The organism is Micromonospora sp. NPDC003816, assembly GCF_042874705.1.
Classification (GTDB): domain Bacteria; phylum Actinomycetota; class Actinomycetes; order Mycobacteriales; family Micromonosporaceae; genus Micromonospora.
In genome coordinates, this window is sequence record NZ_JBIANP010000015.1 from 19,015 (window position 1) to 45,267 (window position 26,253).

18 protein-coding genes are annotated in these 26,253 nt (G+C 71.3%); 14 read left to right on the forward strand and 4 right to left on the reverse strand.

Translation table 11 applies throughout. The features are described 5' to 3' along the window. Positions 1-17: 17 nt before the first annotated feature. The 12 genes from ACFYTT_RS28615 (at position 18) to ACFYTT_RS28670 (ending at position 20,163) form a co-directional block, all read left to right on the forward strand. Positions 18-10,454, forward strand: a complete 10,437-nt coding sequence (locus tag ACFYTT_RS28615) for an amino acid adenylation domain-containing protein (protein ID WP_387263831.1) — start codon at positions 18-20, stop codon at positions 10,452-10,454. 12 nt (positions 10,455-10,466) lie between these two features. Continuing rightward, positions 10,467-10,685, forward strand: a complete 219-nt coding sequence (locus ACFYTT_RS28620) for an MbtH family protein (protein WP_131051449.1) — start codon at positions 10,467-10,469, stop codon at positions 10,683-10,685. Continuing rightward, positions 10,682-12,238 carry a tryptophan halogenase family protein gene (locus ACFYTT_RS28625; protein WP_387263836.1) on the forward strand — a complete coding sequence of 519 codons (1,557 nt, stop codon included), beginning with the start codon at positions 10,682-10,684 and terminating at the stop codon, positions 12,236-12,238. Before ACFYTT_RS28620 ends, ACFYTT_RS28625 begins: the two co-directional genes overlap by 4 nt. Continuing rightward, positions 12,238-12,780, forward strand: coding sequence for a flavin reductase family protein (locus tag ACFYTT_RS28630; RefSeq protein ID WP_131051450.1), 543 nt, complete (start codon positions 12,238-12,240; stop codon positions 12,778-12,780). Before ACFYTT_RS28625 ends, ACFYTT_RS28630 begins: the two co-directional genes overlap by 1 nt. Continuing rightward, a complete protein-coding gene (locus ACFYTT_RS28635) occupies positions 12,768-14,717 on the forward strand; it encodes a RiPP maturation radical SAM C-methyltransferase (protein WP_387263839.1) in 1,950 nt (649 codons plus the stop codon). Before ACFYTT_RS28630 ends, ACFYTT_RS28635 begins: the two co-directional genes overlap by 13 nt. A 22-nt stretch (positions 14,718-14,739) precedes the next feature. Beyond that, on the forward strand, positions 14,740-15,558 hold the full coding sequence (locus tag ACFYTT_RS28640) for an alpha/beta fold hydrolase (RefSeq protein WP_387263842.1): 819 nt from the start codon (positions 14,740-14,742) through the stop codon (positions 15,556-15,558). A gap of 123 nt (positions 15,559-15,681) precedes the next feature. After that, positions 15,682-16,428: a hypothetical protein gene (locus tag ACFYTT_RS28645; protein WP_131051453.1), complete on the forward strand. Its 747-nt coding sequence runs from the start codon at positions 15,682-15,684 to the stop codon at positions 16,426-16,428. A gap of 10 nt (positions 16,429-16,438) precedes the next feature. Continuing rightward, a complete protein-coding gene (locus ACFYTT_RS28650) occupies positions 16,439-17,479 on the forward strand; it encodes a class I SAM-dependent methyltransferase (protein ID WP_176092789.1) in 1,041 nt (346 codons plus the stop codon). Position 17,480: 1 nt separating this feature from the next. Next, positions 17,481-17,708 (forward strand): MbtH family protein, encoded by a 228-nt coding sequence (locus tag ACFYTT_RS28655; RefSeq protein ID WP_131051455.1) that lies wholly within the window; start codon positions 17,481-17,483, stop codon positions 17,706-17,708. Then, on the forward strand, positions 17,705-18,724 hold the full coding sequence (gntD, locus tag ACFYTT_RS28660; protein ID WP_387263847.1) for a guanitoxin biosynthesis L-enduracididine beta-hydroxylase GntD: 1,020 nt from the start codon (positions 17,705-17,707) through the stop codon (positions 18,722-18,724). Before ACFYTT_RS28655 ends, gntD begins: the two co-directional genes overlap by 4 nt. A gap of 174 nt (positions 18,725-18,898) precedes the next feature. Then, positions 18,899-19,738, forward strand: coding sequence for an SDR family NAD(P)-dependent oxidoreductase (locus ACFYTT_RS28665; protein ID WP_131051457.1), 840 nt, complete (start codon positions 18,899-18,901; stop codon positions 19,736-19,738). Next, positions 19,735-20,163: a hypothetical protein gene (locus ACFYTT_RS28670; RefSeq protein WP_387263851.1), complete on the forward strand. Its 429-nt coding sequence runs from the start codon at positions 19,735-19,737 to the stop codon at positions 20,161-20,163. The genes ACFYTT_RS28665 and ACFYTT_RS28670 overlap by 4 nt, the downstream gene beginning before the upstream one ends. Positions 20,164-20,227: 64 nt before the next feature. Here ACFYTT_RS28670 and ACFYTT_RS28675 read toward each other — a convergent pair whose 3' ends face one another. Further along, on the reverse strand, positions 20,228-21,208 hold the full coding sequence (locus ACFYTT_RS28675) for a helix-turn-helix transcriptional regulator (protein WP_131051459.1): 981 nt from the start codon (positions 21,206-21,208) through the stop codon (positions 20,228-20,230). 247 nt (positions 21,209-21,455) lie between these two features. On the opposite strand from ACFYTT_RS28675, the gene ACFYTT_RS28680 reads away from it, so the two are divergent. Together ACFYTT_RS28680 and ACFYTT_RS28685 are read left to right on the forward strand one after the other, a co-directional pair. Further along, on the forward strand, positions 21,456-21,578 hold the full coding sequence (locus tag ACFYTT_RS28680) for a hypothetical protein (protein ID WP_255446594.1): 123 nt from the start codon (positions 21,456-21,458) through the stop codon (positions 21,576-21,578). A gap of 491 nt (positions 21,579-22,069) precedes the next feature. Then, positions 22,070-22,774, forward strand: coding sequence for a hypothetical protein (locus ACFYTT_RS28685; protein ID WP_357218482.1), 705 nt, complete (start codon positions 22,070-22,072; stop codon positions 22,772-22,774). Here ACFYTT_RS28685 and ACFYTT_RS28690 read toward each other — a convergent pair whose 3' ends face one another. The 3 genes from ACFYTT_RS28690 to ACFYTT_RS28700 all read right to left on the reverse strand — a co-directional run bounded on the left by ACFYTT_RS28690 (position 22,775) and on the right by ACFYTT_RS28700 (position 26,119). Next, on the reverse strand, positions 22,775-23,338 hold the full coding sequence (locus tag ACFYTT_RS28690; RefSeq protein ID WP_131051461.1) for a DUF5825 family protein: 564 nt from the start codon (positions 23,336-23,338) through the stop codon (positions 22,775-22,777). It lies immediately after the preceding gene. Positions 23,339-23,342: 4 nt separating this feature from the next. Continuing rightward, positions 23,343-25,172: a RiPP maturation radical SAM C-methyltransferase gene (locus ACFYTT_RS28695; protein ID WP_176092794.1), complete on the reverse strand. Its 1,830-nt coding sequence runs from the start codon at positions 25,170-25,172 to the stop codon at positions 23,343-23,345. A 176-nt stretch (positions 25,173-25,348) separates the two neighbouring features. After that, positions 25,349-26,119, reverse strand: coding sequence for a ferritin-like domain-containing protein (locus ACFYTT_RS28700; RefSeq protein WP_131051463.1), 771 nt, complete (start codon positions 26,117-26,119; stop codon positions 25,349-25,351). Between the last annotated feature and the right edge of the window lie 134 nt (positions 26,120-26,253).

Consider the following 26,253-nt stretch of genomic DNA (forward strand, 5'->3'; position numbering starts at 1 on the left):
GTTCCGAAGGGACCTCCATGTCTGACACCCTCGCCGAGCGGCTCGCCCAGCTCTCCCCGGAGCGACGCCGGCTGCTGCTGGAGCGGCTCGGCCGCGGCGACGCCCGTCCCACCGGGATTCCGCGTGCCCCGCGCGACGAGGCCCTGCCGCTGTCGTTCGCCCAGGAACGGCTCTACTTCCTGTGGCGGCTGGCGCCGGCCTCGGCGGCGTACCACGCGCCGGTGGCGGTGCGGCTGACGGGGCGGGTGGACGTGGCGGCGCTGGGCACCGCGCTGTCGGCGGTGGTGGCTCGGCACGAGGTGCTGCGGACCCGGTACGTCGACGGGGCGCAGGGCCCGGAGCAGGTGGTCGAGGCGGCGGCCCCGGTGCCGCTGCCGGTGGTGGACGTACCGGCCGGGGCCGGGGCGCAGGCGGCGCTGCGGGAGCTGATCGACGCCGAGACGCTGCGGCCGTTCGACCTGGCCGAGGGGCCGGTGCTGCGGGCCACGCTGTTCCGGCGGTCACCCGAGGAACACGTACTGCTGCTGGTGATGCACCACATCGCCTGCGACGGGTGGTCCCTGCCGATCATGTGGCGGGAACTGTCCACGGTCTACCGGGACGGCGCGGCGGCGGCCCAGCGGCTGCCCGCGCTACCGGTGCAGGTCGCCGACGTCGCCTGGTGGCAGCGACGCCGCCAGGCCGACGGCGGGTACGAGCCCGGCCTGCGGCACTGGCAGGAGCAACTGACCGACGTTCCGGTGCTGGACCTGCCGGTCGCCCGGCCCCGCCCGACCACCCCCACCTTCGCCGGTGACCGGGTGCCGGTCCGGCTGCCCGTTGCGGTCGCCGACGGGCTGCGGGAACTCGGCCGGTCCACCGGCTGCACCCCGTTCGTCGTGCTGCTCGCCGCCTTCCAGGTGCTGCTGTCCCGGCTCTCCGGTCAGCCGGACATCGCCGTCGGCACGCCGGTCGCCGGCCGGGACTCCGACGCCGTCGCCGGGCTGGTCGGCTTCTTCGCCAACACCGTCGTGCTCCGCGGTGACCTCTCCGGCAACCCCACCTTCACCGAGCTGCTCGGCCGCGTCCGGAGCGTCGTGCTCGACGGCCTGGCCCACCAGGACGTGCCGTTCGACCAGGTCGTCGAGCGGATCAACCCGGCCCGGGACGCCAGCGCCACCCCGCTGTTCCAGGTCATGTTCACCACCGACGGCGACGCGGCCGGCGCCAACGACGCCTGGGACCTGGGCGACGTCGACGTCGAGCCGTACTCGGGGGCGGCCCAGGGCGCGCAGGTCGACCTCACGCTCGGCCTGCGGGACGGTCCCGAGGGGCTGACCGGTGAACTCGAGTACAGCGTGGACCTCTTCGACGCCGACGCCGCCGAGCGGATCGTGGAGCACCTGGAACAGTTGCTCACCGGCATCGCCGAGGCACCGGACCGCCCGATCGGCGACTACCGCCTCTCCACCGGCCACGAGCGCCGTCTGGTGCGGGACTGGAACAGCACCCGGCTCAGCTACTCGCCGTCGATCTCCGTGGAGCAGCACTTCGAGGCGTACGCGGACGCCGCCCCGGACGCACCCGCGCTGGTCTGGGACGGGCGGACGCTCGACTACGGCACCGTCGAGGACCGCGCGAACCGGATCGCGAACCTGCTGCGCGGGCTCGGTGTCGGCATCGACGACCGGGTGGCGATCTGTGTCGGACGCGGCCACGACACCGTGGTCGCGCCGCTGGCCGTGCTCAAGGCCGACGCCGCGTTCATGCCGGTGGACCCGGAGCAGCCGGCGGCCCGCATCGCCGTGCTGCTCGACGACGCCGCGCCGACGGTGGTGCTCTGTGACGCCAGCACCGCAGCCGACCTGCCCACCGGTCCGTGGCGGCAGGTCCGGCTCGACGACCCGGCCACGCTCGCCGACGTGTCGGCCGCCCGGCCACCCCGCACCGCGCCGCCGTCCGCCCTCGCGTACGTGATCTACACCTCCGGTTCGACCGGTACGCCGAAGGGCGTGATGGTCACCCGGGGCGGCACGGCGAACCTGCGCGCGGCCTGGACCACCTGGGACCCGGGACCGCTGCGCCGCTGGATGACGATCGCCAGCTCCGCCTTTGACGTCTTCGTCGGTGACGTCGTCCGTAGCCTGGCCTTCGGTAGCTGTCTGGTGCTCGGCCCCCGCTCGCTGGCCCGTGACCCGCAGGCGCTGGTGGGCGAGTTGGCGGCGGAGCGCATCGACGCCTTCGACACGGTGCCCGCCGTGCTGACCGCCGTCACCGCGCACCTGACCGAGAGCGGCCGGCGGCTGCCCGACCTCAAGCTGCTGATGGTCGGCGCGGACAGCTTCGCGATCAGCGACTACGCCGCCGCGCTGGAGGTGCTGCCGCCCGGGGTGCGGATCGTCAACGCCTGGGGTGCCACCGAGACGTCGATCGACAGCACCATGTTCGCGGCCCGGCCCGGGGTGAGCACCGCCTCCGGCATCGTGCCGGTGGGTTCCCCGGTGGCCAACACCGCCGTGCACGTGCTCGACGAGCGGCTGCGTCCGGTCCCGATCGGGGTGGTCGGTGACCTGTACGTCGGCGGCCACGGGGTGACCCGGGGCTACCTCAACCGGCCCGGGCTCACCGCCGACCGGTTCCTGCCCGACCCGTACGGCAGCGACAGCGGCGCTCGGCTCTACCGCACCGGTGACCGGGGCCGGTGGCTCGCCGACGGGGCCGTCGAGTTCATCGGCCGCAGCGACGACCAGGTGCAGATCCGGGGCCACCGGGTCGAGCCGGGCGAGATCGAGGCGGTGCTGCGCGGGCACCACGCGGTCAGCGAGGCGTGCGTGGTGGCGGTCCGGGACGGGGTCTCCCACCACCGGCTGGTGGCGTACGTGGTGGCCGCGACCGGCACCGCGCCCACCGGCGGCGACCTCCGCGCGTACCTGGACGAGCGCCTGCCGGCGCAGTTGCGGGTCTCGGCGTTCGTGCCGATCGACCGGCTGCCCCGCACGCTCAGCGGCAAGGTGGACAAGTCCCGGCTGCCGGCGGTCACGCCGGAGGACGGCACGGTGGACCGGGTCGCCCCGCGCGACGAGACCGAACGGGCCGTGGCGCAGGTGTGGCAGCAGGTGCTGGGCCGGACCGACCCGATCGGCGTGCACGACGACTTCTTCGAGATCGGCGGGCACTCGCTGCTGGCCACCCGGGTCGTCTTCGGCCTGCGTCAGGCGCTCGGGATCGAGCTGCCGGTGCAGGCGGTGTTCGACGCCCCCACGGTCGCCTCGATGGCCGCCCGGCTCGCCACCACCGTGCACATCGCCGGCCCGGCCCCGATACCGGTGCCCCGCCTCTCCGACGGGATGCCGCTGTCGTACGCGCAGGAGCGGCTCTACTTCCTCTGGCAGTACGCGCCGGAGTCACCGGCGTACAACATGCCGGTCGCGGTGCGGCTGCACGGCGCGCTCGACGTGGACGCCCTGGCCGGCGCGCTCGGTGACGTGGTCGCCCGGCACGAGATCCTGCGGACCCACTACGTCGCCACCGACGACGGCCCGGTGCAGGTGGTCGACGCGCCGTACCGGGTCGAGCTGCCCGTGGTCACGGTCACCGGCCTCGCCGACGACCTGATCACCCGGGTCCTGCACGACGAGTGGGCCCGCCCGTTCGACCTGGGCAGCGGCCCGGTGCTGCGCGGCTTCCTGCTGCGGGTCGGCGAGCACGACCACGTGCTGCTGGTGGTGCTGCACCACATCGCCTACGACGGCTGGTCCCACCAGGTCGTGTGGCGCGAGGTGACCGAGTGCTACCGGGCCCGGCGGGCCGGCACCGCGCCCGACCTCGACCCGGTGACCCTGCACTACGCCGACTTCGCCTGGTGGCAGCGGGAGCGGCGGGACAGCGGCCGGTACGAGGAGGCGCTCGACTACTGGCAGGGGCAACTCGCCGACCTGCCGGTGCTGCGTCTGCCGCTGGACCGGCCGCGCCCGGCGACGCCCAGCTTCGCCGCCGACCGGGTCCGGCTGGAGGTGCCGGCCGAGACCGTCCGGCGGCTACGGGACCTCTCCGCGGCACGCGGCGTCACACCGTTCATGGTGCTGTTGGCCGCCTTCCAGGTGCTCCTGGCGCGGGTGAGCGGCCAGCGCGACATCGCCGTCGGCACCCCGGTCACCGGCCGTGACCACCCCGAACTCGCCGACGTGGTCGGCTTCCTGGTCAACAGCGTCGTGGTCCGCACCGAGCTGGGCGACAGCCCGCACGGCCCGACCTTCGCCGAGCTGCTGGAGCGGGTACGCGGCACCGTGCTCGGCGCGCTCAGCCACGCCGAGGTGCCCTTCGACCAGGTGGTGGAGCGGCTCAACCCGGTCCGGGACCAGAGCATGTCGCCGCTGTTCCAGGTGATGTTCACGCTGGCCGGGGCCGAGGACGAGCCCACCGGCCTGGCCGACGTCGAGGTACGGACGCAGGATCTCGCGCTCTCGTCGCTCCAGTTCGACCTGGCGCTGATGATGCACCTGGTCGACGACCGGCTCACCGGTGAGGTCTACTTCGCCACCGACCTGTTCGACCACACCACCGTGGAGCTGCTGGCCGACCGGCTGGTCCGGCTGGTGGGCAACCTGGTGGCGGAGCCGACGGCACCGGTCTGCGCGGTGGAGATCCTGGCGGAGCGGGAACGGCGGGAACTGCTCACCACCTGGGCGGGCACTGCCGGTGCGGTGTCCGCCCTGACCCTGCCGGAACTGTTCGAGGCGCAGGTCGCGGCCACCCCGTCGGCCCCCGCCGTCGAGGCGGACGGGCGCACGCTGCGCTACACCGAACTCAACGAGCGGGCCAACCGCCTGGCCCGTACGCTCGTCGCCCGGGGCGTCGGCCCGGAGCGGACGGTCGCGCTTGCGCTGCCCCGCTCGATCGACCTGATCGTCGCCATCGTCGCGGTCGCCAAGACCGGCGCGGCCTACCTGGCGGTGGACCTCACGTACCCCGCCGAGCGGCTCGCCTTCCTGCTCGACGACAGCGCGCCCACGGTGGTGCTCACCAACCGGGCCGGGCTGGCCGTGCCACCGGTGGCGGCGGCGTCCACCACGGTGGTGCTGGAGGAGATCGACCTGGCGGCGGCCTCCCCGGCGAACCTCTCCGACACCGACCGGATCGGCCCGCTGCGGGTCGCCGACCCGGCGTACCTCATCTACACCTCGGGCTCCACCGGCGTGCCCAAGGGCGTCGAGGTGACCCACGCCGGTCTGGCCGGGCTGTTGGCCAACCAGATCGTCCGGCACGACGCCCGGCCCGGCGCGCGGGTGTCGCAACTGGTGTCGCCGAGCTTCGACGTGATGGTGGCAGAGGTGTCGATGGCGCTGCTGGCCGGCGGCTGCCTCGTGGTGTCGCCGACCACCGTGGCCGGTGAGGAACTCCACGCCTACCTGGCCGAGCACCGGATCAGCCACGCGCACATCCCGCCGTCGGTGCTGGCCACCGTCCCGCAACGGGAGCTGCCGCACCTGAGAGCGATCATCACCGGTGGCGAGGGCTGCCCGCCCGACGTGGCCGCGTACTGGTCGACGGGCCGTCGCATGGTCATCGCGTACGGGCCGACCGAGGCGACCATCGACGTCAGCTCCCGGGTGTACGAGGCCGACGGCCCGCCCGACCCGCAGTCGGTCCGCTCCGACATCGGTCGCCCCATCTCGGGTGCCCGGGTCTACGTGCTGGACGAGGGGCTGCGGCTGGTGGCGCCCGGGGCGGCCGGCGAACTGTACGTGGCCGGTCCCGGGCTGGCCCGTGGCTACCGGGGACGGCCCGGCCTGACCGCCTCGCGGTTCGTCGCCGACCCGTACGGACCGGCCGGATCGCGTATGTACCGCACCGGTGACCTGGTGCGGTGGCGGCCCGACGGCGGGTTGAGCTTCCTCGGCCGCGCCGACGAGCAGGTCAAGGTCCGCGGGTTCCGGGTCGAGCTGGGTGAGATCGAGGCGGTGCTGGCGGCGGGCCCCGGAGTGGGCCAGGTCGCGGTGGTGGTCCGCGAGGACCGCCCCGGCGACCAGCGGCTGGTGGGTTACGTCTGTGCGGCGGACGGTGCCCGGGTCGACGTGGAGGAGCTGCGGACCTCGGCGGCCGAGCGGCTGCCCGGTTTCATGGTGCCGTCGGCGATCGTGAAGCTGTCGGCGCTGCCGCTGACGCCGAACGGCAAGCTGGACCGGGCCGCGTTGCCGGCACCGACCCGTGGCGCCGGTGGCGGCCGCCAGCCGGTCGGTCCCCGCGAGTCGGTGCTGTGCGGGCTCTTCGCCGAGGTGCTCGGCGTCGACCGGGTCGGCGTCGACGACGGCTTCTTCGACCTGGGCGGGCACTCGCTGCTGGCCACCCGCCTGGTCTCCCGGGTGCGGTCGGTGCTGGGGGTGGAGCTGACCATCCGGGCGTTGTTCGAGAACCCGACCGTGGCCGCGCTCGCCAAGGCGATCGACCCCACGGTGACGGCCCGACCGGCGGTCCGCCCGGTGCCGCGCGGCGAGCGGATCCCGCTCTCCTTCGGCCAGCAGCGCCTCTGGTTCCTGGACCGGATGGACGGCACCGACACCGGCGCCCGCAACACGCCGATCGCGTTGCGGCTGGCCGGTTCGCTCGACGCCGACGCGCTCGCCGCCGCCGTCGCCGACCTGGTGGCGCGGCACGAGCCGCTGCGCACCGTGTTCGGCGAGGAGGGCGGGGTGCCGTTCCAGACGGTCCTGCCGCCGACCCGGCCGCCGATGCCGGTGCGGGACATCACCGAGGCGGACCTCGCCGACGCGCTGGCCTCGGCCACCGCGCAGGGCTTCGACCTCGCCGCGCAGATCCCGCTGCGGGCGCAGCTGTTCCGGATCGACCCGGAACTGCACGTGCTGCTGCTGGTCATGCACCACATCGCGGTCGACGGGGCGTCGCTCGCCCCGCTGAGCCGGGATCTGGCCGACGCCTACTCGCTGCGCCGGCAGGGCAGGGCCCCGCAGTGGTCGCCGCTGCCGGTGCAGTACGCCGACTACGCGGTCTGGCAGCGGGAGATCCTCGGCGACGACGGCGACCGGGACAGCGAGGTCAACCGGCAGCTCGACTACTGGCGGGCCAACCTGGCCGGTGCGCCGGAGGAACTGTCGCTGCCCACCGACCGGGCCCGCCCGCCGGTGGCCAGCTACGCGGGGGACACCGTCGCCCTGCGGCTCGACTCCGACCAGCACGACGGGCTGCTGCGCCTGGCCCGCGACCGGCGACTGAGCCTGTTCATGGTGGTGCAGGCCGGGCTCGCCGCGCTGCTGTCCCGGATGGGCGCGGGCACCGACATCCCGATCGGCACCCCGTCGGCGGGCCGGGGTGACCCGGCGCTGGAGGCGATGGTCGGCTACTTCGTCAACACGCTGGTGTTGCGCACCGACGTCGGCGGCGACCCGAGCTTCGCCGAGCTGCTCGACCGGGTACGCGACACCGACCTGGCCGCCTACGACCACCAGGACGTGCCCTTCGAGCGTGTCGTGGAGGCGGTCAGCCCGACCCGTTCGCTGGCCCGGTTCCCGCTGTTCCAGGTGCTGCTGGCCTTCCAGAACAACGCCTCGGCCGCGTTCGACTTCGCCGGGTTGCAGGTCAGCCACGAGGCGGTCCGGCACGGGGTGTCCGAGTACGACCTGACGCTCGACGTGTTCGAGGACTACGGTCCGGACGGCTCTCCGGCGGGCCTGCGCGGCTACCTGGAGTACTCGACCGACCTGTTCGACGAGCCGTCGGTGGCGGCCCTGGCCGAGCGCCTGGTGCGGCTGCTCTCCGCCGCGGCGACCGACCCGCACCTGCCGGTCAGCGAGCTGGAGGTGATGTCGGCGCAGGAACGTCAGGCGCTCACCGTGGACTGGATGGGCCCGAGTCGGCCCGCGCCGCCGGTGCGGCTGATCGACCTGCTCGCCGAGCAGGTGGCCGCCACCGGTGACGAGGTGGCGGTGGTCCACGACGACACCCGGATGACCTTCGCCGAGCTGGACGGGCGGGCCAACCGGCTGGCCCGGTTGCTGGTCGACCGGGGGGTCGGCCCGGAGCGGGTGGTCGCGCTGGCCGTACCGAGGTCGGCGGAGATGGTCGTGGCGCTGTTCGCGGTACTCAAGGCCGGTGGCGCGTACCTGCCGCTGGACCTGGAGCATCCGGCGGACCGGCTGGCGTTCATGCTGGCCGACGCCGCGCCGGTGGTGGTGCTCGGCACCGCCGCCGGGCTCGCGGCGCTGCCCCCGCTGACCACCCCCGTGGTCCGGCTCGACGACGAGGCGGTCCGCACCGAGCTGGCCGCGCTCTCCGACGCGGAGCTGGCCGACCCGGAACGCCTTGCGCCGCTGCGGCCGGAGAACCCCGCGTACGTCATCTACACCTCCGGGTCGACGGGTCGGCCGAAGGCCGTCGTGATCGAACACCGGGGCATGGTCAACCTGTACTGGAGCCACCGCACCACGTTCTTCCGGCCCGAGGTGGCGGCGGCCGGCGGCGGCCGGCTGCGGATCGGCTTCACCGCGCCGCTGACGTTCGACACCTCGTGGGACTCGCTGCTCTGGATGCTCGACGGGCACGAGCTGCACGTCATCAACGACTTCGTGCGCCGCGACGCGGAGGCCTTCGTCGACTACATCGACCGGCAGCGCATCGGGTTCGTGGACCTGACGCCGTCGTTCATGCAGCAGCTCGTCGCGGCCGGCATGTTCGCCGACGGCCGGCACCACCCGACCGTGCTGATGGTCGGCGGCGAGGCCGTCACCGAGACGCTGTGGAACGCGATGCGGGCCACCCCGGACACCGCCAGCTACAACTTCTACGGCCAGACCGAGTGCTCGAACGACACCGCGTCGTACCGGGTCTCCGACGGGGACGTGCCGCTGATCGGCAAGCCGATCCTCAACTCCCGGCTGTACGTGCTGGATGAGGCGCTGCGGATGGTGGCACCCGGCGCCGCCGGTGAGCTGTACGTGGCCGGTGCCGGCCTGGGCCGGGGCTACTGGGGGCGCGCCGGACTCACCGCGACCCGGTTCGTCGCCGACCCGTTCGGCCCGCCCGGATCGCGCATGTACCGCACCGGCGACGTGGTGCGCTGGGGGCTGGACGGCAACCTGAGCTTCGTCGGCCGCGCCGACGACCAGGTGAAGGTCCGCGGGTTCCGGGTGGAGCTCGGCGAGATCGAGGCCGTCCTGGCCGCCGACCCCGCCGTCGGACAGGTCGCCGTGGTGGTACGCGAGGACCGCCCCGGCGACCAGCGACTGGTCGGGTACGTCTGCCCGGTCGCCGGTGGCCAGGTCGACCTGGCCGCCCTGCGGGCGCTGGCCGGCGAACAACTCCCCGGCTTCATGGTGCCCTCGGCGCTGGTGCCGATGGACTCGCTGCCGCTGACTCCCAACGGCAAGCTGGACCGCACGGCGCTGCCCGTCCCGGAGTCGACCGGCGGCGCCGGTGGCCGGGGACCGGTGGGCCCCCGCGAGACGGTGCTCTGCGGCCTGTTCGCCGAGGTGCTGGGCCTGGACACGGTCGGTGTCGACGACGGCTTCTTCGACCTGGGCGGTCACTCGCTGCTGGCGACCCGCCTGGTCTCCCGGGTGCGGGCCGCGCTGGGCGTGGAGCTGACCATCCGGGCGCTGTTCGAGAACCCGACCGTGGCCAGCCTCGCGTCGGCCGTCGAGTCCGGGGTGGCCGCCGACCCGTTCGACGTGCTGATGCCGATGCGCGTGCACGGCGACGGCGCGCCGCTCTTCTGCGTACACCCGGTCGGTGGTCTGAGCTGGTGCTACTCGGGGCTGCTCCGGCAGTCGGGCATCGACCGGCCGATCTACGGGTTGCAGGCGCGCGGCGCGGACGGCGGTGAGGTGCTGGCCGGCAGCGTCGAGGAGATGGCCGCCGACTACCTCGCCGAGATCCGGCGGATCCAGCCGCACGGCCCCTACCACCTGCTCGGCTGGTCCTTCGGTGGTCTGGTCGCGCACGCCATGGCCACCCGCCTGCAGGCCGACGGGGAGCAGGTCGCGGTGCTCACGCTGATCGACAGCTACCCGGCGATGGACGTGGAGGACGTCCGGGTGGAGACCGCGGCCGAGGCCCGGGCGCTGCTCTTCGACGCCCTCGGCCGGCCGGGTGCGGCCACCGACCGGGACGCGACGACCGGGGACCCGGAGGACGGGGAGCGGCCCGATCCGGGCGACGAACTGCTCGACGCGAAGACCGTGGAGGCGCTGACCGGGGTGGTGCTCAACAACGCCCGCCTGATGGACGCGTTCACGCCCGAACGCTTCCACGGCGACGTGCAGTTGTTCGTGGCCACCCGGACCTGGGACGACCGCCTCGACCCGGCCACGGTCTGGCAGGCGTACGTCGACGGCCGCGTCGACGTGCTGCCGGTCGACGACGAGCACGACCGGATGACGCAGGCTCCGGCACTGGACACCATCGGCCCGGCGTTGGCCGACCGGTTGCGGCACGCCCGTGACCACGAGATCCCCACGGCATGAGAGGAACCACCGATGACGCAGCCGGATGACGTCCGTTTCAAGGTCGTGGTCAACCACGAGGAGCAGTACTCGGTGTGGTGGTCGGACCGGCCCAACCCGCCGGGCTGGCAGGACGAGGGCACCGACGGCACCCGTCAGGAGTGCCTCGACCACATCGACCGGGTGTGGAAGGACATGCGGCCGCGCAGCGTGCGGACCGTTCGGGAAGCGATCCAGGGAGCGCAGGCATGATGATCCGCGACGTTGTCATCGTCGGTGGCGGGACCGCCGGCTGGATGACCGCCACCTACCTCAAGACCGCCTTCCAGGACCGGATCTCGGTCACCCTCGTGGAGTCGGCGGCGGTCGGCACGATCGGCGTCGGCGAGGCGACGTTCAGCACCATCCGGCACTTCTTCGACTACCTGGGGCTGGACGAGCGGGAGTGGATGCCGCAGTGCAGCGGCTCCTACAAGCTGGCCATCAAGTACGACAACTGGCGCGGCGACGGCAGCCACTTCTTCCACCCGTTCGAGCGGCTGCGGACCTCCGACGGGTTCACCGCGGCGGAGTGGAACCTGGCCCTCGGCGACCCGACCGAGAGCTTCGACCGGGGCTCGTTCATCACGCCGTACCTCTGCGAGGCGCAGCGCTCCCCGCGCATGCTCGACGGCAGCCTGTTCACCGCGAGCCTCGACGGTGAGCTGGGCCGCTCCACCCTGGACGAGCAGCGGGCGCAGTTCCCGTACGCCTACCACTTCGACGCCGCGCTGATGGCCCGCTACCTGACCAAGCTCGGCGTCGCGCAGGGCGTCCGGCACGTCGTCGACGACGTGGTGGGTGTCGGGCAGGACGAGCGCGGCTGGATCACCCACGTCTCCACCCGCGACCAGGGCGACGTCACCGGTGACCTCTTCGTCGACTGCACCGGCTTCCGGGGCCTGCTGATCAACCAGACGTTGAAGGAGAAGTTCGTCTCCTTCACCGACGTGCTGCCGAACAACCGCGCGGTGGCGCTGCGGGTGCCCCGCGACATGGCGGAGCACGGGATCGCCCCCTACACCAGGGCCACCGCCAAGGACGCCGGCTGGATCTGGACCATCCCGCTGTACGGCCGGATCGGCACCGGCTACGTCTACTCCGACGAGTTCTGCGAGCCGGAGGAGGCGGAGCGCACGCTGCGCGAGTTCGCCGCGCCCGGTCAGGACGACCTGCAGGCCAACCACATCCGGATGCGGATCGGTCGCAACGAGCGGTCCTGGGTGAACAACTGCGTCGCGGTCGGCCTCTCCAGCGGTTTCGTCGAGCCGCTGGAGTCCACCGGCATCTTCTTCATCCAGCACGCCATCGAGCAGTTGGTGAAGCACTTCCCGGACAACACCTGGGACGAGACGCTCATCCGTGGCTACAACGACAAGGTCGCGCGGGTGATCGACGGGGTCAAGGAGTTCCTGGTCCTGCACTACGTCGCCTCGCCCCGGCAGGACACCGACTACTGGCGGGAGACCAAGGTCCGGACGATTCCGGACGGGCTGGCCGAGCGCCTGGAGACCGCGGCCGTGCGGCTGCTCGACGAGAGCACCATCTACCCGTACTACCACGGGTTCGAGGTCTACTCGTGGATCACGATCTGCCTCGGGATGGGTCTCGCCCCGAAGAGTCCCCGGCCGGCGCTGGCGCACATCGACCCCACCCGCGCGTCGGCCGAGCTGGCCGCGATCCGGGCCGACGCGGAGCGGCTGGTGAGCACCCTGCCGAGCGCGTACGAGTACCTGAGCACCATCCAACCGGCGGCGGAGGGGTGATGACGGTCGTACCGATGCGTCCCGGGTCCGAGCCGTCGCTGGCCGACGGCTGCCGGACCTTCATGAGCGGTTTCCCGACCGGCGTGGCGGTGGTGACCAGTGTGGACGGCGAGGGGGCGCCGTGGGGGCTGACCTGCTCGTCGCTGATGAGCGTCACGCTGGAGCCGCCGACGCTGCTGGTCAGCCTCAAGGTGGGCAGCCGCACGCTGGCCGCCATCGAGGACCGGGGGAGGTTCGGGGTCAACCTGCTGCACGCCGGGGGCCAGCGGGCCGCCGAGGTCTTCGCCACCGGTCAGGCGGACCGCTTCCACCAGGTGAGGTGGCAGCCCCGAGGCGACGACCGGTTGCCGTGGCTGGTGGAGGACGCCTGCGGGTTCGCCGCCTGCGCCCTCTCCGACGTCCGGGTCGTCGGTGACCACGCGCTGGTGGTGGGCCAGGTCTCCGACGTCCAGTACACCGCCGACACCCCGCTGCTGTACGGGTTGCGCCAGTACTCGCGCTGGCAGCCCTCGATCGTGGAAGGGTCCACGTGCGCCAGCTAGTCCTCGTCAACATGCCCTTCGCCGACCGGCGTCGACCGTCGTTCGCGCTCAGTCAGCTCTCCGCGTTGGTCCGCCGGGACTTCCCGGACGACTTCGACGTGCGGGTCTGCTACCTCAACCACGACTTCGTCCGCTACTTCGGCGCCCAGGAGTACGACGCCATCGCCGGGGACATGGACTTCCACGTCGCCGGGGTGGGGGACTGGATGTTCCGGCAGCTCGCCTTCCCGGAGCTGCCGGACAACGTGGACGAGTACTTCAGCCGCTACTTCACCGGCCCGGCAAAAGCCGACCTGCGGCGTACCGTGCTGCGCCGCCGCGAGGGTCTCAAGGACTTCCTGCGCGGCATGGTGGAGAAGTACCGCCTCGACGAGGCGGACCTGCTCGGCTTCAGCTCGATGTTCACGCAGAACCTGCCCAGCCTCGCGGCGGCCCGGATGGTCAAGGACCGCAACCCGGCGGTGACCACGCTGATCGGCGGTGCCAACTGCGAGGCGCCGATGGGCGCCGCGTTGGCGCAGAACTGTCCCCAGCTCGACTTCGTCTTCTCCGGGCCGTCGCTGGTCACGTTCCCCGAGTTCCTGCGCAGCGTGCTCGACGACGACCTGGAGCGGGCGCACCAGATCCGTGGGGTCGTCACCCGGCGCAACCAGATGGAGAGCCGCTACCGCAAGGGGATCGGCCCCAACGCCGACATCGACGACTACTTCGACCCCGACTACACCGAGTTCCGCGAGTCGTTCGACCGGATGGTGCAGCTACCGGCCGCCGCGGCCGAGCCGATGCTGTTCTTCGAGACCTCGCGGGGCTGCTGGTGGGGGGAGCGGGCGCACTGCACATTCTGCGGCCTCAACGGTCAGACCATGGCCTACCGGGCGATGCGACCGGAGAACGCGCTCAAGCAGTTCGACTGGCTCTTCTCGCACGCGCCGTGGGCGAAGAAGTACTGCTGCACGGACAACATCATGCCGATGGACTACCTCACCGACGTGTTCCCGAAGCTCGATCCGCCCGAGGGCATCTCGATCTTCTACGAGGTGAAGGTCGGCCTGGACATCGAGGACATGACGGTGCTGGAACGCGCCGGGGTGAACGAGATCCAGCCGGGCATCGAGGCGATGGCGACGCCGACGCTCAAGCTGATGCGCAAGGGCACGTCGTCGTTCCAGAACATCCAGTTCCTGAAGAACTGCCTGCGGCTCGGGATCAGCCCGGTGTGGAACCTGCTGATCGGGTTCCCCGGCGAGGCCGAGGAGACCTACCGGCGCTACGTCGAGGACCTGCCGCTGCTGGCCCATCTGCCGCCGCCGCAGGGCTGCTTCCCGGTGCGGTTCGACCGGTTCAGCCCGTACTTCAACAACGCCGCCGAGTACGGGCTGGACCTGGAACCGGTGGACCACTACCGGCTGACGTACCCGTTCGACCGCGACGGCCTGCGCGACGTGGCCTACTACTTCGCCGACCAGAACGTCTCCGACTACATGATCTCGTCGGCGACCTGGCTGCGTCCGCTGCGCGAGCGGGTCGGGCAGTGGAACTCGGCGTGGGCGGCGGGCAGCGGCCCGGCGCTGACCCTGACCCGGACGGCCGGTGGCACCACGATCCGGGACACCCGCGCGGGTGCGGAGCTGGTCTACCCGATCGACGAGGTCGACACCGAGCTGCTGCTGCACCTCGACAAGCCGGTACGGGTGGACAAGCTGGGCGCCGAGCTGCCGCATCTGGCCGAGGTGCTGGAGGCGCGGCTGGCCGGACTGCGGGAACGCGGGCTGCTCTTCTTCGAGGGACACCGGGTCATGAGCGTCTGCGTCTCCGACAGCGACGTCGACCCGATGCCCCGCCCCCGCCGCACCGTGGTCGGCGGGACGCGGTCGCTGCCGCTGTCGCCGACCCGGCCGCCCCGGGACGTCCGGAACCTGTCCCTTCCGGTGGCCTGACCCAGGAGCGAGGGAGCCAGTCATGCCACTCGTCGTGGCCAACGGCACGAAGATCAGCTATGCCGAGCGCGGCACCGGGGAACCCGTCGTCCTGGTGATGGGGACCGGTAGCCCGGGCAGCGTGTGGCAGCTGCACCAGGTGCCGGCGCTGGTGGCGGCCGGGTACCGGGTCGTCACCTTCGACAACCGTGGCGTCGCGCCGGTGCCGCCGGGCGCGGCGAAGCCGACCGTGGAAGACCTCGTCGGCGACGTCGTCGCCCTGGTCGAGCGAATCTGCGGCGGCCGGGCCCGGCTGGTCGGCACGTCTATGGGCGCGCACGTGGTGCAGGAGGTGATGGTCACCCGGCCGGACCTGGTGCGGCAGGCGGTGCTGATGGCGACGCGGGGCCGGACCGACACGTTCCGGGGCGCGCTCGCCACGGCGGAGGCGGCCATCGCGCTGGGGGAGGCGACGCTGCCGCCGCAGGCGTACGCCGTGTGGCGGCTGATCCAGAGCCTGTCCCCGCACACGCTCAACGACGAGAAGCAGGCCCGCTCCTGGCTGGACCTGATGGAGTTCTTCCCGCCCTCTCTGGAGGTGGCCGAGGCCCAGACCGAACTGGAACGGATGGCGGACCGGCTCGACGCGTACCGGGCCGTCACACCGCCGACGGACGGCACTCTGGTGGTCGGCTTCGCCGACGACCTGGTGACTCCGCCGCATCTCGGTCGGGAGGTCGCCGAGGCGATCCCCGGCGCCCGGTTCACCGAGGTCGCCCGGTGCGGGCACTTCGGTTATCTGGAACGGCCGGACGCCGTCAACGCCCTGCTCGTCGAGTTCTTCCGGTCAACCGTGGCGTGACCGTGTTCCTTCCGCATGTTCGACGCGATGAAAGTGCGTTGTCCGCGCCGCGACCGGTGGCTCGGGCATGGGCGAAAACGGCGTAAGAGAAGCGAATAGGAGGTAACTGTGGAAGCTTCTGTGGTGGATCCCCTCGCGAAACTCGCGGCGCACGAGGTCAGCTCGGAACAGCTGACCGAGGCACGTGAGCACCTCGCGAAGTTCGGTTTCACAAAAGTGTCCTTCGTCGTTCCGGAGGAGTTGAAGGAGACCGTCGCGACCGAGGTGCTGAACCTGGTCGGCGAGGCCGGTGTCCGACGCGACCTGCGGTTCGCCGCGACCGGCAACACCCTGCGCCGGATGCGCAACGTGCGACGGGACGAGGTGGCCGAGCGCAGCACGGTCATCCCGGCGGTGTACCAGTCCGAGGCCCTGCTCGCGCTGCTCTCGAAGGTGGCCGGCGAAGCCGTGCTGCCCTGCCCGTACGAGCCGGAGCAGTACGTGATCACCCGGCTCGAGGAGAGCGGGGACACGCACGGCTGGCACTGGGACGACTACGCCTTCGCGCTGGTCTGGATCATCGAGTGCCCGGCGGTCGAGCACGGCGGCTTCGTGCAGTGCGTGCCGGGGACGACGTGGAACAAGGAGAACCCGGAGATCCACCGGGCCTTCCTGGCCGGCCCGACCTATTCGGCCTCCTTCGTGCCCGGTGACCTCTATCTGATGCGCACCGACACCACCTTGCACAGGGTCTATCCGATCACCGGGGGAGTACGGACGATCATCAATATGGGTTACGCCGCCACCACCGATCTGGAACGGCACATCTCACACGAGACGATGGACGCGTTGTGGGCTGAGTCGTCTCCGGCGGCGCCACAAATCCGCTAAGGAGGAAACAATGACCGACACCATCGTCGAGACTAATTCTGCGGACGCTCCCTCGTACACGGTCGGAGCAGCCGCGAGCCTCTTCTCGTCCTATGTGGTCACCTCGGCGATCTCCGCCAGCCACCAGATCGGCCTGCTCGACCTGTTGCACGCCGAGGGCGGCACGGACGTGGCCACGGCCGCCGGCAACCGCCTCGACCACGGCGTGGTCCGGGGGCTGCTGGACACGCTGGTCTGGGCGAAGGTGGTCGAGGCCGACGGGGACCGGTACCGGACCGGGCCGGGCTTCGCCGACGTCTACGCCGCCCGGGGCTACTTCTACTGGGTGGTCAAGGGGTGCGGCGAACTGTTCTCCATCGCCCCGGACGTCGCCGCACCCGAACAGCGGACGGGCGACTTCTACCACCGCGACATGCGGGCCGTGGCGATCGGCTCCCGGCTGATCGGCGACAGCGAGGTGGAACCGCTCTTCGACGAGATCGTCACCGGGCTCGACTTCGCCGTGATCGCCGACCTCGGCTGCGGCTCCGGGCAGCGCCTGATCCGGATCGCCCAGCGCGACCCGTCGGTGAGCGCGGTCGGCGTCGACATCGCCCGGGGCTCGGTGGAACTGGCCGAGAAGTCGGTGGCCGACGCGGGCCTGGAGGGTCGCGTCCACATCGTCCAGGGTGACGTGCTGGCCCTGGAGCCCACCGAGGTCTTCGCCGACGTGGAGGTGGTGACCTGCGTCTTCATGGGCCACGACTTCTGGCCGATGCAGCGGTGCGTCGACGGGCTGGCCAACCTGCGCCGGGCGTTCCCGAACGTCAAGCGACTGATGCTCTGCGACGTGGTCCGTACCCCGGGTCCGGCCAGCCCGGAGACGACCACCATCTTCACCCTCGGCTTCGAGCTGATCCACGCCCTGATGGGCGTCTACATCCCCAGTCGGGAGGAGTGGTTGGAGGCGTTCGAGGCAGCCGGGTGGGACCTGGTCCGCGAGCGTCACGTCGCCGCGCCTCCGTCCGGGATCCTCTTCGAGCTGGTCCCGTCGGCCCCCAGGAGCGCCTGAGATGTCCAACCCGTTCGACCGGCCGGACGGCACATACCTGGTGCTGGTCAACGCCGAAGCGCAGTACTCCCTGTGGCCCGAGTCGAACCCGGTGCCCGACGGCTGGTCGGTGGCGCACGGCCCGGCCGGGCGCGACGACTGCCTCGCCTTCGTCGAGATCACCTGGGCGGACATGCGGCCGGCGAGCCTCGCCCGGGCGATGGCGGCGGACTCCGGAGCGTCCCGGTGACCACCGACTGGCCCCGATACCAGCTCAGCGACGCCGATCTGACGGCGTTGCGTGCGATCAGCGAGACCGTACGCGCGACGCCCGACGTGGACCCCCGGCAGCCGGACTTCTACGACCGCCACCGGTACGCGGTGCGGCACCTGCCGGCCGGTCTCTGGGAGTTCCTGGACGAGTTCCGGCACGGCGAGCCGGCCGCGGCCTGCTCGGTGCTCGGCTTCCCGGTCGACGACGGGCAGGTCGGGCCGACGCCGACGCACTGGGACGCCGAGCGGCGCGGCAGCCACGTCACCGAGGTCGAGGTGTTCATGGCGCTGTGCGGCATGGCGCTGGGGGATCCGTTCACCTGGACCACCCTCCAGGGCGGGCGGCTCATCCAGAACATCGTGCCGATCGCCGGTGACGAGGTGCGGCAGAACGGTCACGGCAGCGAGGCGTTGCTGGAGTTCCACACCGAGGACGCCTTCCACCCGAGCCGCTGCGACTACCTGCTGCTGTTCGGCGTCCGCAACGAGGACAAGGTGGCCACCACGGTGGCGTCGGTCCGGGAACTGGACCTGGACCCGGCCGACGTCGAGGTGCTGCGGCAGCCGCGCTATCACATCCTTCCCGACGACGAGCACATCCGTCAGCTCACCCTGAGCCAGCCGGACCATCCGGCCCTCAAGCTGGTCGAGCGGATGCGGGACGACCCGGATCCGGTCGCCGTGCTGTTCGGCGATCCGTCCCGGCCGTACCTGCGGATCGACCTGCCGTTCATGCGGTGCGTGGGCGGTGACGACGACGCGGCCGCCCGGCGGGCGCTGGACGCGCTGCACTCGCAGTTGCTCGCCCACCAGCACGACGTGGTGGTGGAGCGCGGCACGCTGCTCATCGTCGACAACTACCAGGCGGTGCACGGCCGCAAGTCGTTCCGGGCCCGGTACGACGGGACCGATCGGTGGCTCAAGAAGTTGACGGTCAGCCGCAACCTGCGGTCGGGCAGCGGGTCGCCGGCGGGCGGCCGGGTGCTGGTCTGACCGGGAACACCGGTGGTGGGGGGGGGCGCCCCCCCCCCCCCCCCCCCCCCCCCCCCCGGGGGGGGGGGGGGGGGGGGGGGGGGGGGGGGGGGGGGGGGGGGGGGGCCGGGGCCGGGGGGGGGGGGGCCCCCCCCCCCCCCCCCCCCACGACCCAACGAGAACTGGGAGAGTTCGATGCGGACGGTAATCATCTCCGGTGCCTCCAGCGGCATCGGCTGGGCCACGGCCCAACGGTTCGCCGCGGGCGGGGACCGGGTGTTCAACCTGGACGTGCAGGCCCCCGCCGATCCGCAGAACCCGGCGGTGCAGTGGATCGAGACCGACGTCGCGGACTGGTCGGCGGTCCGCGACGCGGTCACTCAGGTCGCCGAGACCGCCCCGATCGACGTGGTGATCGCCAATGCCGGCATCAGCGTGCGGCACGGGGTGCTGGACCTGTCCGAGGCCGACGCGCGCCGCGTCATCGACGTCAACCTGCTGGGCGTGCTCGGACTGTGGCAGGCGGCGGCCCGGGTGATGGTGCGGCAGCGGGCCGGCGTCCTGCTGGCCACCGCATCGGTCAACGGCGCGCGCGGATACCCGCTCTACGCCGACTACAACGCGACCAAGGCCGGCATCGTGGCGCTGTGCCGCACGTTCGCCCTGGAGCTGAGCCCGTGGATCCGGGTCGCCTGCGTCAGCCCGGGTGCGGTGCTCACGCCGATGCAGTTGGCCGAGTACACGCCGGCGATGCTCGACGAGGTGAACGCGAAGATCCCTGCCGGACGGCACGCGTCACCGGACGAGATCGCGGCGGCGTTCCACTATCTCGCCTCCCCGGAGGCGAGCTTCCTGACCGGGCAGGAGTTGGTGATCGACGGCGCGGAGACCGCCGGCGCGACCACCGCCGTGTTCGGCGCCGACACGAGCGAACGGAGTGAGCAGATCATCGAGGCAGACGCGCCCGGGGGCGGCACGCAGGGCGGTGCCGGTCGCAGGGAGCAGGGGACGACGCGGAGCGGAGTGCCGGCATGAGGAAGCAGGAGTCGGAACAGACCAGGAAGACGGTGTTGCTGGTGGTGATCGGTGCGGTCGTGTTGCTGGTGCTCGCCGGAGCGGGGTCGGCCGTGTTCCTGACGGCCCGCAGTGGTGGTGTCGCCAAGGACGTGGTGGACGACTACTACCGTGCGTTGGAGGAGCGGCGCTTCGACGACGCGTACGGGTCGCTCTGCGCCGACGTACGCGCCGACCAGTCCCGGGAGGCGTTCACCTCGGCGGCCGAGGCGCGGCTGCCCAGCTTCCACGAGATGACCGGTGAGCTGCGGGTCAACGGCCTGCCGTGGAAGACCACCGGCACGGTCGGGGTCAGCGTCAGCTACGCCGACGGCACCACCCAGGCACGGCTGGTGTCGATGCTCCGCGAGGACGGCGACTGGCTCATCTGCGAACCGTCGGTGTGACCCGCCGCGCCCTCGCCCCGTGGTCCCGCGTCGCGGGACCTCCCGGGGCGGGGCGCGGACCGGATCACAGCCAGCGTTGCCGCACCGCGTTGGCGCCGGCCTGGAAACGGCTCTCCGCGCCCAACCGGGTGGTCAGGTCGGACATCATCCGTTGCACGGTGCGGACCGACAGGCCGAGTTTGCGGGCGGTGGCCTCGTCGGTGTAGCCGTCACCGAGGAGTTGGAGCAACTGCCGCTCGGTCGGTTCCAACCCGTTCTCGTCGGCGTTCGCGGCGGCGCCGAACGGTGTCGCGGTGGACCAGGCGTGGTCGAACAGCGCACTGAGGGCGGCGGTGACGCCCGGATTGTGGATCTCGACGGCGCCCTTGCGGGCGTCGGTGGGGTCGACCGGCAACAGGGCGATCCGACGGTCCACGATGATCATCTGGAACAGCACCACCGGCAGGCAGCGGGTCTCGCCGCCGAGGTTGTTGAACCAGCGGGCGTAGGCCAGCGTGTCCGGGTCGTTCCGGAAACTCTCCTGATAGATCGACTTGATGGTCACGCCCCGCTCCAGGGCCTCCTGGTTGACCGGCTTGCTGGCGGCCATCGCGTCCGGCCGGTGCGCCCCGCCCGGGTTGAACGAGAGGCACTCCACCTGCGTCAGCCGGGCGAGTTGCTGGAGGCGTTGGCGCACCGAGTCGAGCTGCACGATCTGGATCAGTTGGTCCTGCTGGTCGGGCTGGTCGACGTGGTGCGCCTCGGAGAGCGCGTCGATGGCCGCCTGGGTCGCCTCGATCTCGTACTGCTGTTGGGCGATGTCCGCCTTGGCGCGGGCGAGCAGCGCCGCGAGACCGACCTTGGGACTGGTCGGCGTGATCTTGCCGGGGCTGACGGGCGACTCGCGGACCAGAGCGAGTTCGATCAGCTCGTCGAGTGCGTCGTGCACCTGCCGCGCGTCGATGCGTAGGGACTCGGCGATCTCGGCGACCCCCCAGGTCGACTGGCGCAACATGGTCATGTAAACGGCCTCTGCGGTGGTCGATATGCCCAGGGTGCTGAACACGCTGCTCCCTTCCACTAGTACTCCGTGCCTGACCGGTGGCGTGCCGGGAAAGAGATTGTCAGATGGCAAAGACGGCTGGCAAGATCCTGCCACGCTGACGTGAACCCGCCTGGCGCGATCCCGTCACTTCGATCTTGTTGACCGTATCCGGGCGTCGCAAGAGACTGGCTTCGCCGACGCGGTAATCGGGGAAACCGTTAGGCAGGTTGCCTGATTCGGGAAGGAAAGACGCCGTATGTCTCGTCGCATGAAGTTCGCCCTTGCCGCCCTGGCTCTCGTGGTCAGCGCCTCCGCTCCGGTGCTCGGAGACCGGGTTCCCAAAACCGACGGGCCGACCGCCGGGTACTCCTGGGGAATGCCGCTGCGCTAGGTCGCGGATGCCGTTCGCTGAACGTGGGGGTGTGTTGGCGGGGGGATGTCTACGACACATTGGATGGAAACGTGCAGCTGTCAGCCGTAACGCTCATTCCGGTGACGACGGCACGGACGCCGCTGACGCCCGAACGGCTAAGGGACCTGATTCTCGGCTGTCGTGTGGACGGCGATCGGGTCGAACACGTCAAGGTTATAGAACGAGCGGGTTTGATGTGGATAGGGGCCTATGTCGCTATCTGTGACATGAGATCCGCCGAACTGAGTCTGGCTGATCTTTGTGTACGGGCCGCCGAGCGACTCGACGGCTGGGAGGTGATCCGGCAGTGGGAGCTGTGATCATCGTCCGGTCGCGCGGCGTCCGACACCCGCTCTGAATGGGCGGCGGAGGGTCCGACTTTCACTCTCCGTGGTCCGGTGGAAATGCAGCAGGACCGTGCCGGCCGATGGTCGGTCGGTGACGCGTGCCGTTATCGATGGGCATATAAGGTGATATACGATAGCCCAAGCTCAATACCCGTCCGTTCCACCATTACTGATAGAAACCTCGTCCAGCGGGCTGCTTATCAGGATCGGCGCGTACTCAGCGCCGACATCAGCGCCCTGCTGCTCAGCGCCGAGTTGACCGACCTCACCCGGACCGAACTCCTGGTCGTGGCGCCCGTACCCGGTCAGATGCCGCTGCCGGCGGAGGTGTTCGGCGAGCTACGGGCCCGCAACCTGACGGTCCGCCTGCTCTTCACGCCCGGCCGGGAGTCGCCGGCCGAGCCGGTGGCCGCCCTCGCCCGGGACGGGATCGCCCTGCCGGCCCCGGTGGACCTGCCCTACTTCCTCGTGGTGCGGGACCGGGCCGTGGTCTATCTGCCCCACCAGGATCCGGTGAACCCGTGCAACGGCCGGCTCACGCGGATCCGCAGCGTGGTGATGGGTGACTCGATGGCCACGGTGTTCGGCCTGATGTGGGACACCGCGGTGCAGCGCACCCGGGCCGCCCGCACCACGACCGCCCGGGTCGACGAGGGCGAGGAGCTGATCCGCGCGCTCGGCGACGGACTCACCGACGACCAGGCCGCGGCGACGTTGCACATGAGCCGGCGGACCTTTGCCCGGCGGGTGTCCGACATGATGCACCGGCTCGACGCCAACACCCGATTCCAGGCCGGTGTCCATGCCGCGCGGCGCGGCCTGGTCTGATCAGACCGCCAGGTATGGCACCGGCCAGTGCCGCATCCGGAACGGGAGTACGAGCGTGCGGCCGTCGGCTTCGACGGCCAGACCTGCCTCGACCGCGTCAGCGACCAGCTCCGCGTCGTCGGCCTCCGGGCGGCCGTCCGCCGACTCGGCGAGAATTTCGAACCGGTCGGCACCGTCCTCGATCACCATCCGCGAGGCCGGCTGGCCGGGCCGGACGTCCTTGATCGTGACGATCCCGGGCCCCCGGCGGTAGTAGAACGACCCGTAACGGTAGTCCCGCGCCCACGCCACCGTGTGGGTGACGTCGTCCAGCTCCACGCCGAGGCACGGTGGCAACAGGTGCGAGTAGGTGTGCAGCGGGAACGACGGACGACCGCTCAGCGTCCACCGCAGCCGCACCGCGTGGCTGGTGACCGCACGGAGCAGCCGCAGCAGGTCGAGGTCCTGCGCCGGGGACTGCCCGAACCGCAACGGCTCGGGCAGCTCGACCGCGAGCAGGCTGTACGCCGCCGGGTCCGTCCGCAGTGCGTCGAAGGCGATCACCGCGCTCGTCGCCGTCGTCATGGGATCAGCTCACCTTCAACGGTTCGGTGGGGGTGGCCAGGGAGATCCAGTGGCCCTGCTCGGTGAAGAGCAGCCCGTCACCGGCCAGCTTCGCCAACCAGTCCTGCAACTCCTCCGGGGGCAGGCCGTACTCGGCGACCCGGGCGGCCAGGGCCTTCGCGGTCCGCCCGTTCTCCAACTCGCGGTACGCGGCCACGAACCCGGCCCCGGTGATCCGGTGGTCCTGCTCCGGCCAGCCGACCCGCCGGTCCTCGATCACGATCTCCTCGTCGTCGGCGTGCAGGATCCGCAGCGAGCTGGACGGGTACGCGTCGATCCAGATCCCGATGAGCTTGTGCAGCCCCTCGGCGTCGGTCTCGGAGAGCCCGGCCGGATCGGTGTCGAACAGATAGACCATGTCGGTCAGCTGTTCCGGCGCGAGTGCGTAGACGTGGTCGTACATCCTGGCGGGCCGGCGGTTCGGGAACCCCAGCAGCGGGTTCTCGAAGTACGGGCTGAAGCGCTCCAGCAGGATCCGGGCGGCACCGGCCGGTGGTTGCAGGTGCACCAGTGCCGGTAGTTGCCGCAGGACCGCCTCGTAGTCGGCGGTGGACTCGGTCGGGAATCCGTAGAGCCAGCTCCAGGAGACGGTCAGCGAGGCGGCCTCGCAGTCGCGCAGCGTGCGGACGTTGCGTACCCCGGTGACGCCCTTGTCCATCAGCTTGAGGACCGGGCTGACCAGCGACTCGATGCCCGGCTGCACGTGGGTGACGCCGGCCTGCCGCAACACGGTGATCTCGTCCGGGCGCAGGTTCGACTTGACCTCGTAGTGGATGCGCAGGTCCCAGTCGAGCGCGGCCACGCTGGGCAGCAGGTCACGGTAGTAGCGGTTGTCGATGATGTTGTCGACCATGATCGCGTCCAGCGTCTGGTGCCGGCGGACCAGCGAGGTCAGCTCCTCGATGACCGTCTCCGGCGCCTTGGCCCGGAACTGCATGCCGGTGCCGTTCAGGCCGCAGAAGGTGCAGTGGTGCTTCTCGCCCCACCAGCAGCCCCGGGCGCTCTCCAGCACCAGCTTCGGCTCCACGTACTCGCCGACCGGCGACTCGGCGATGAGCGCGAACCAGTCGTCGTAGTCCGGCACCGGCATCAGGGCCGGCGGGATCAGCTTTCCCTGCGGGTTGTCGTGCCGGCCGTCCTGGTCACGCCAGCACAGCCCGGGTACGGCGGCCAGGGCTATCCGGCCGTCCAGCGCGTCGAGCAGGGCGGGGAAGGCGATCTCGCCCTCGCCGCGGACGACGTAGTCGACGAAGGGGAAGTTCTCGTGGATCGCGGCGCCCATCATCCCGTCGCAGTTGCCGCCGCCGAGCACGATGGGCACGTGCGGAGCCAGCTCCTTGATCCGCTTGGCGGTGGCGAGGCTCGGCGCGTTCTGCATGAACGTCGTGGTGAAGCCGACCAGGGTCGGTTCGGTGGCGAGGATCTCGCGGGCCGCGACCTCGACGAAGCCGGCGGCGTACTCGCGCATCCGGGTGACCCGGTCGATGTCGAGGCCACGGTCCTCGGCGTAGCGGCGCAACTCCGGCACACCGAACGCGTCGTCGCCGCGCAACACACCGGCGAACACCCAGTCGCCGAGCCCGTGGAACAGCCCCTCCTCCGCGACCTCGGTGTACTCCGGCGGTCCCAGTTCGCCGCCGGAGGCCTCAAGCAGGTACTCGGCCCACCGGATGCCGCCGTGGTAGCTGAGTGGCTCCGGTCGGCCGGCGGCGACGGTGACGGCCTTCAGTAGTCCGATGGGCAGCGACGGGCAGTCCAGGGACTGCCACGGCATGGCCGCGAGGCAGATGGTCATCGTCTCGTCTCCGGGATCCGGCGCGGGTGGCAGGAACTGGGTGGGCAGCGCGGGCTACCGGTGGTCCGGGCGGGTCACCCCACCCGGACCACCGGATCAGTCACCTGTGTTTCACAGGATGACGGCGTACTTGCAGGAGCCGTGCGTGACCTTCTTGATCGCCACCTTCTTGATCTTCATTTACGTTCACCTCCTTCGAGGTCGAGGAAGGACAGACCGGCGGCCCGCAGTCGGGCCCGGTGCCGCCGGACGAACCAGGACCGCACCTTCTCGGGGTCGCGGCCGGTCAACGTGGCGCACGACGTCGCGATGCTGTTCAGCGCCGTGATGTCGAAGCCGATGTCGTGCCACTCCTGGCCGTGCGCGCGCCAGAGTTCGGCGCCGGCCGGGGTGGCGGAGACCCGGGAGAGATAGTTCAGCCCGATGGCGATGTGCTGCATCTCGTCGGTCCGCACCGCCTCGTACAGGCGAGCGAGCGGGTCACCGGCGAAGATCTCGCTGAAGAGGATGAACTCGTCCGACGCGAGCCCCTCCAGGATCGTGTGGACCAGCGCCCGACCCATGTGCGGCAGGCTCAGCAGCATCTCGTCGAGCGGTTCCATCGTCTCCTGCGCGTCCGGCTCGACGTCGCCGCCGATCGCGCGGGCGTACTGGTAGAAGGCGTCCGCGTGGCGTGCCTCGTCGGCGGTGGCCAGGGCCAGGCTGAAGCGGAACGGCGCGTCCTCGGTGTTCGCCGCCAGCGTGGCGGCGGCGACCAGTCCGGCCTGCTCGGCGTAGTACCCGCGCGAGGCGGCCCGCCAGGCGATCTCGGTGCGGTCCCAGTCCTTGCGGCGCAGTCCGTCGCCGATGATGTCGCTCGCGCGCCAGGCCTTCTTGTCCCGGGTCACACCGAAGACGCGGTACGCGACGGCGTCGCTGTCGAGTTCATCGTGACGAATGAGTGCCATGACCAGCTCCACTACCGACAGGGGAAGGGATCTCGGCCTCACGTCTGGCAGGGCGATCCGGCGGCGAACCCGTGGGTTCGGCTGGGACCGGCCACGCGCCTCATGTCCTGCCTGCGGCCGGTGCTACCAGCCAC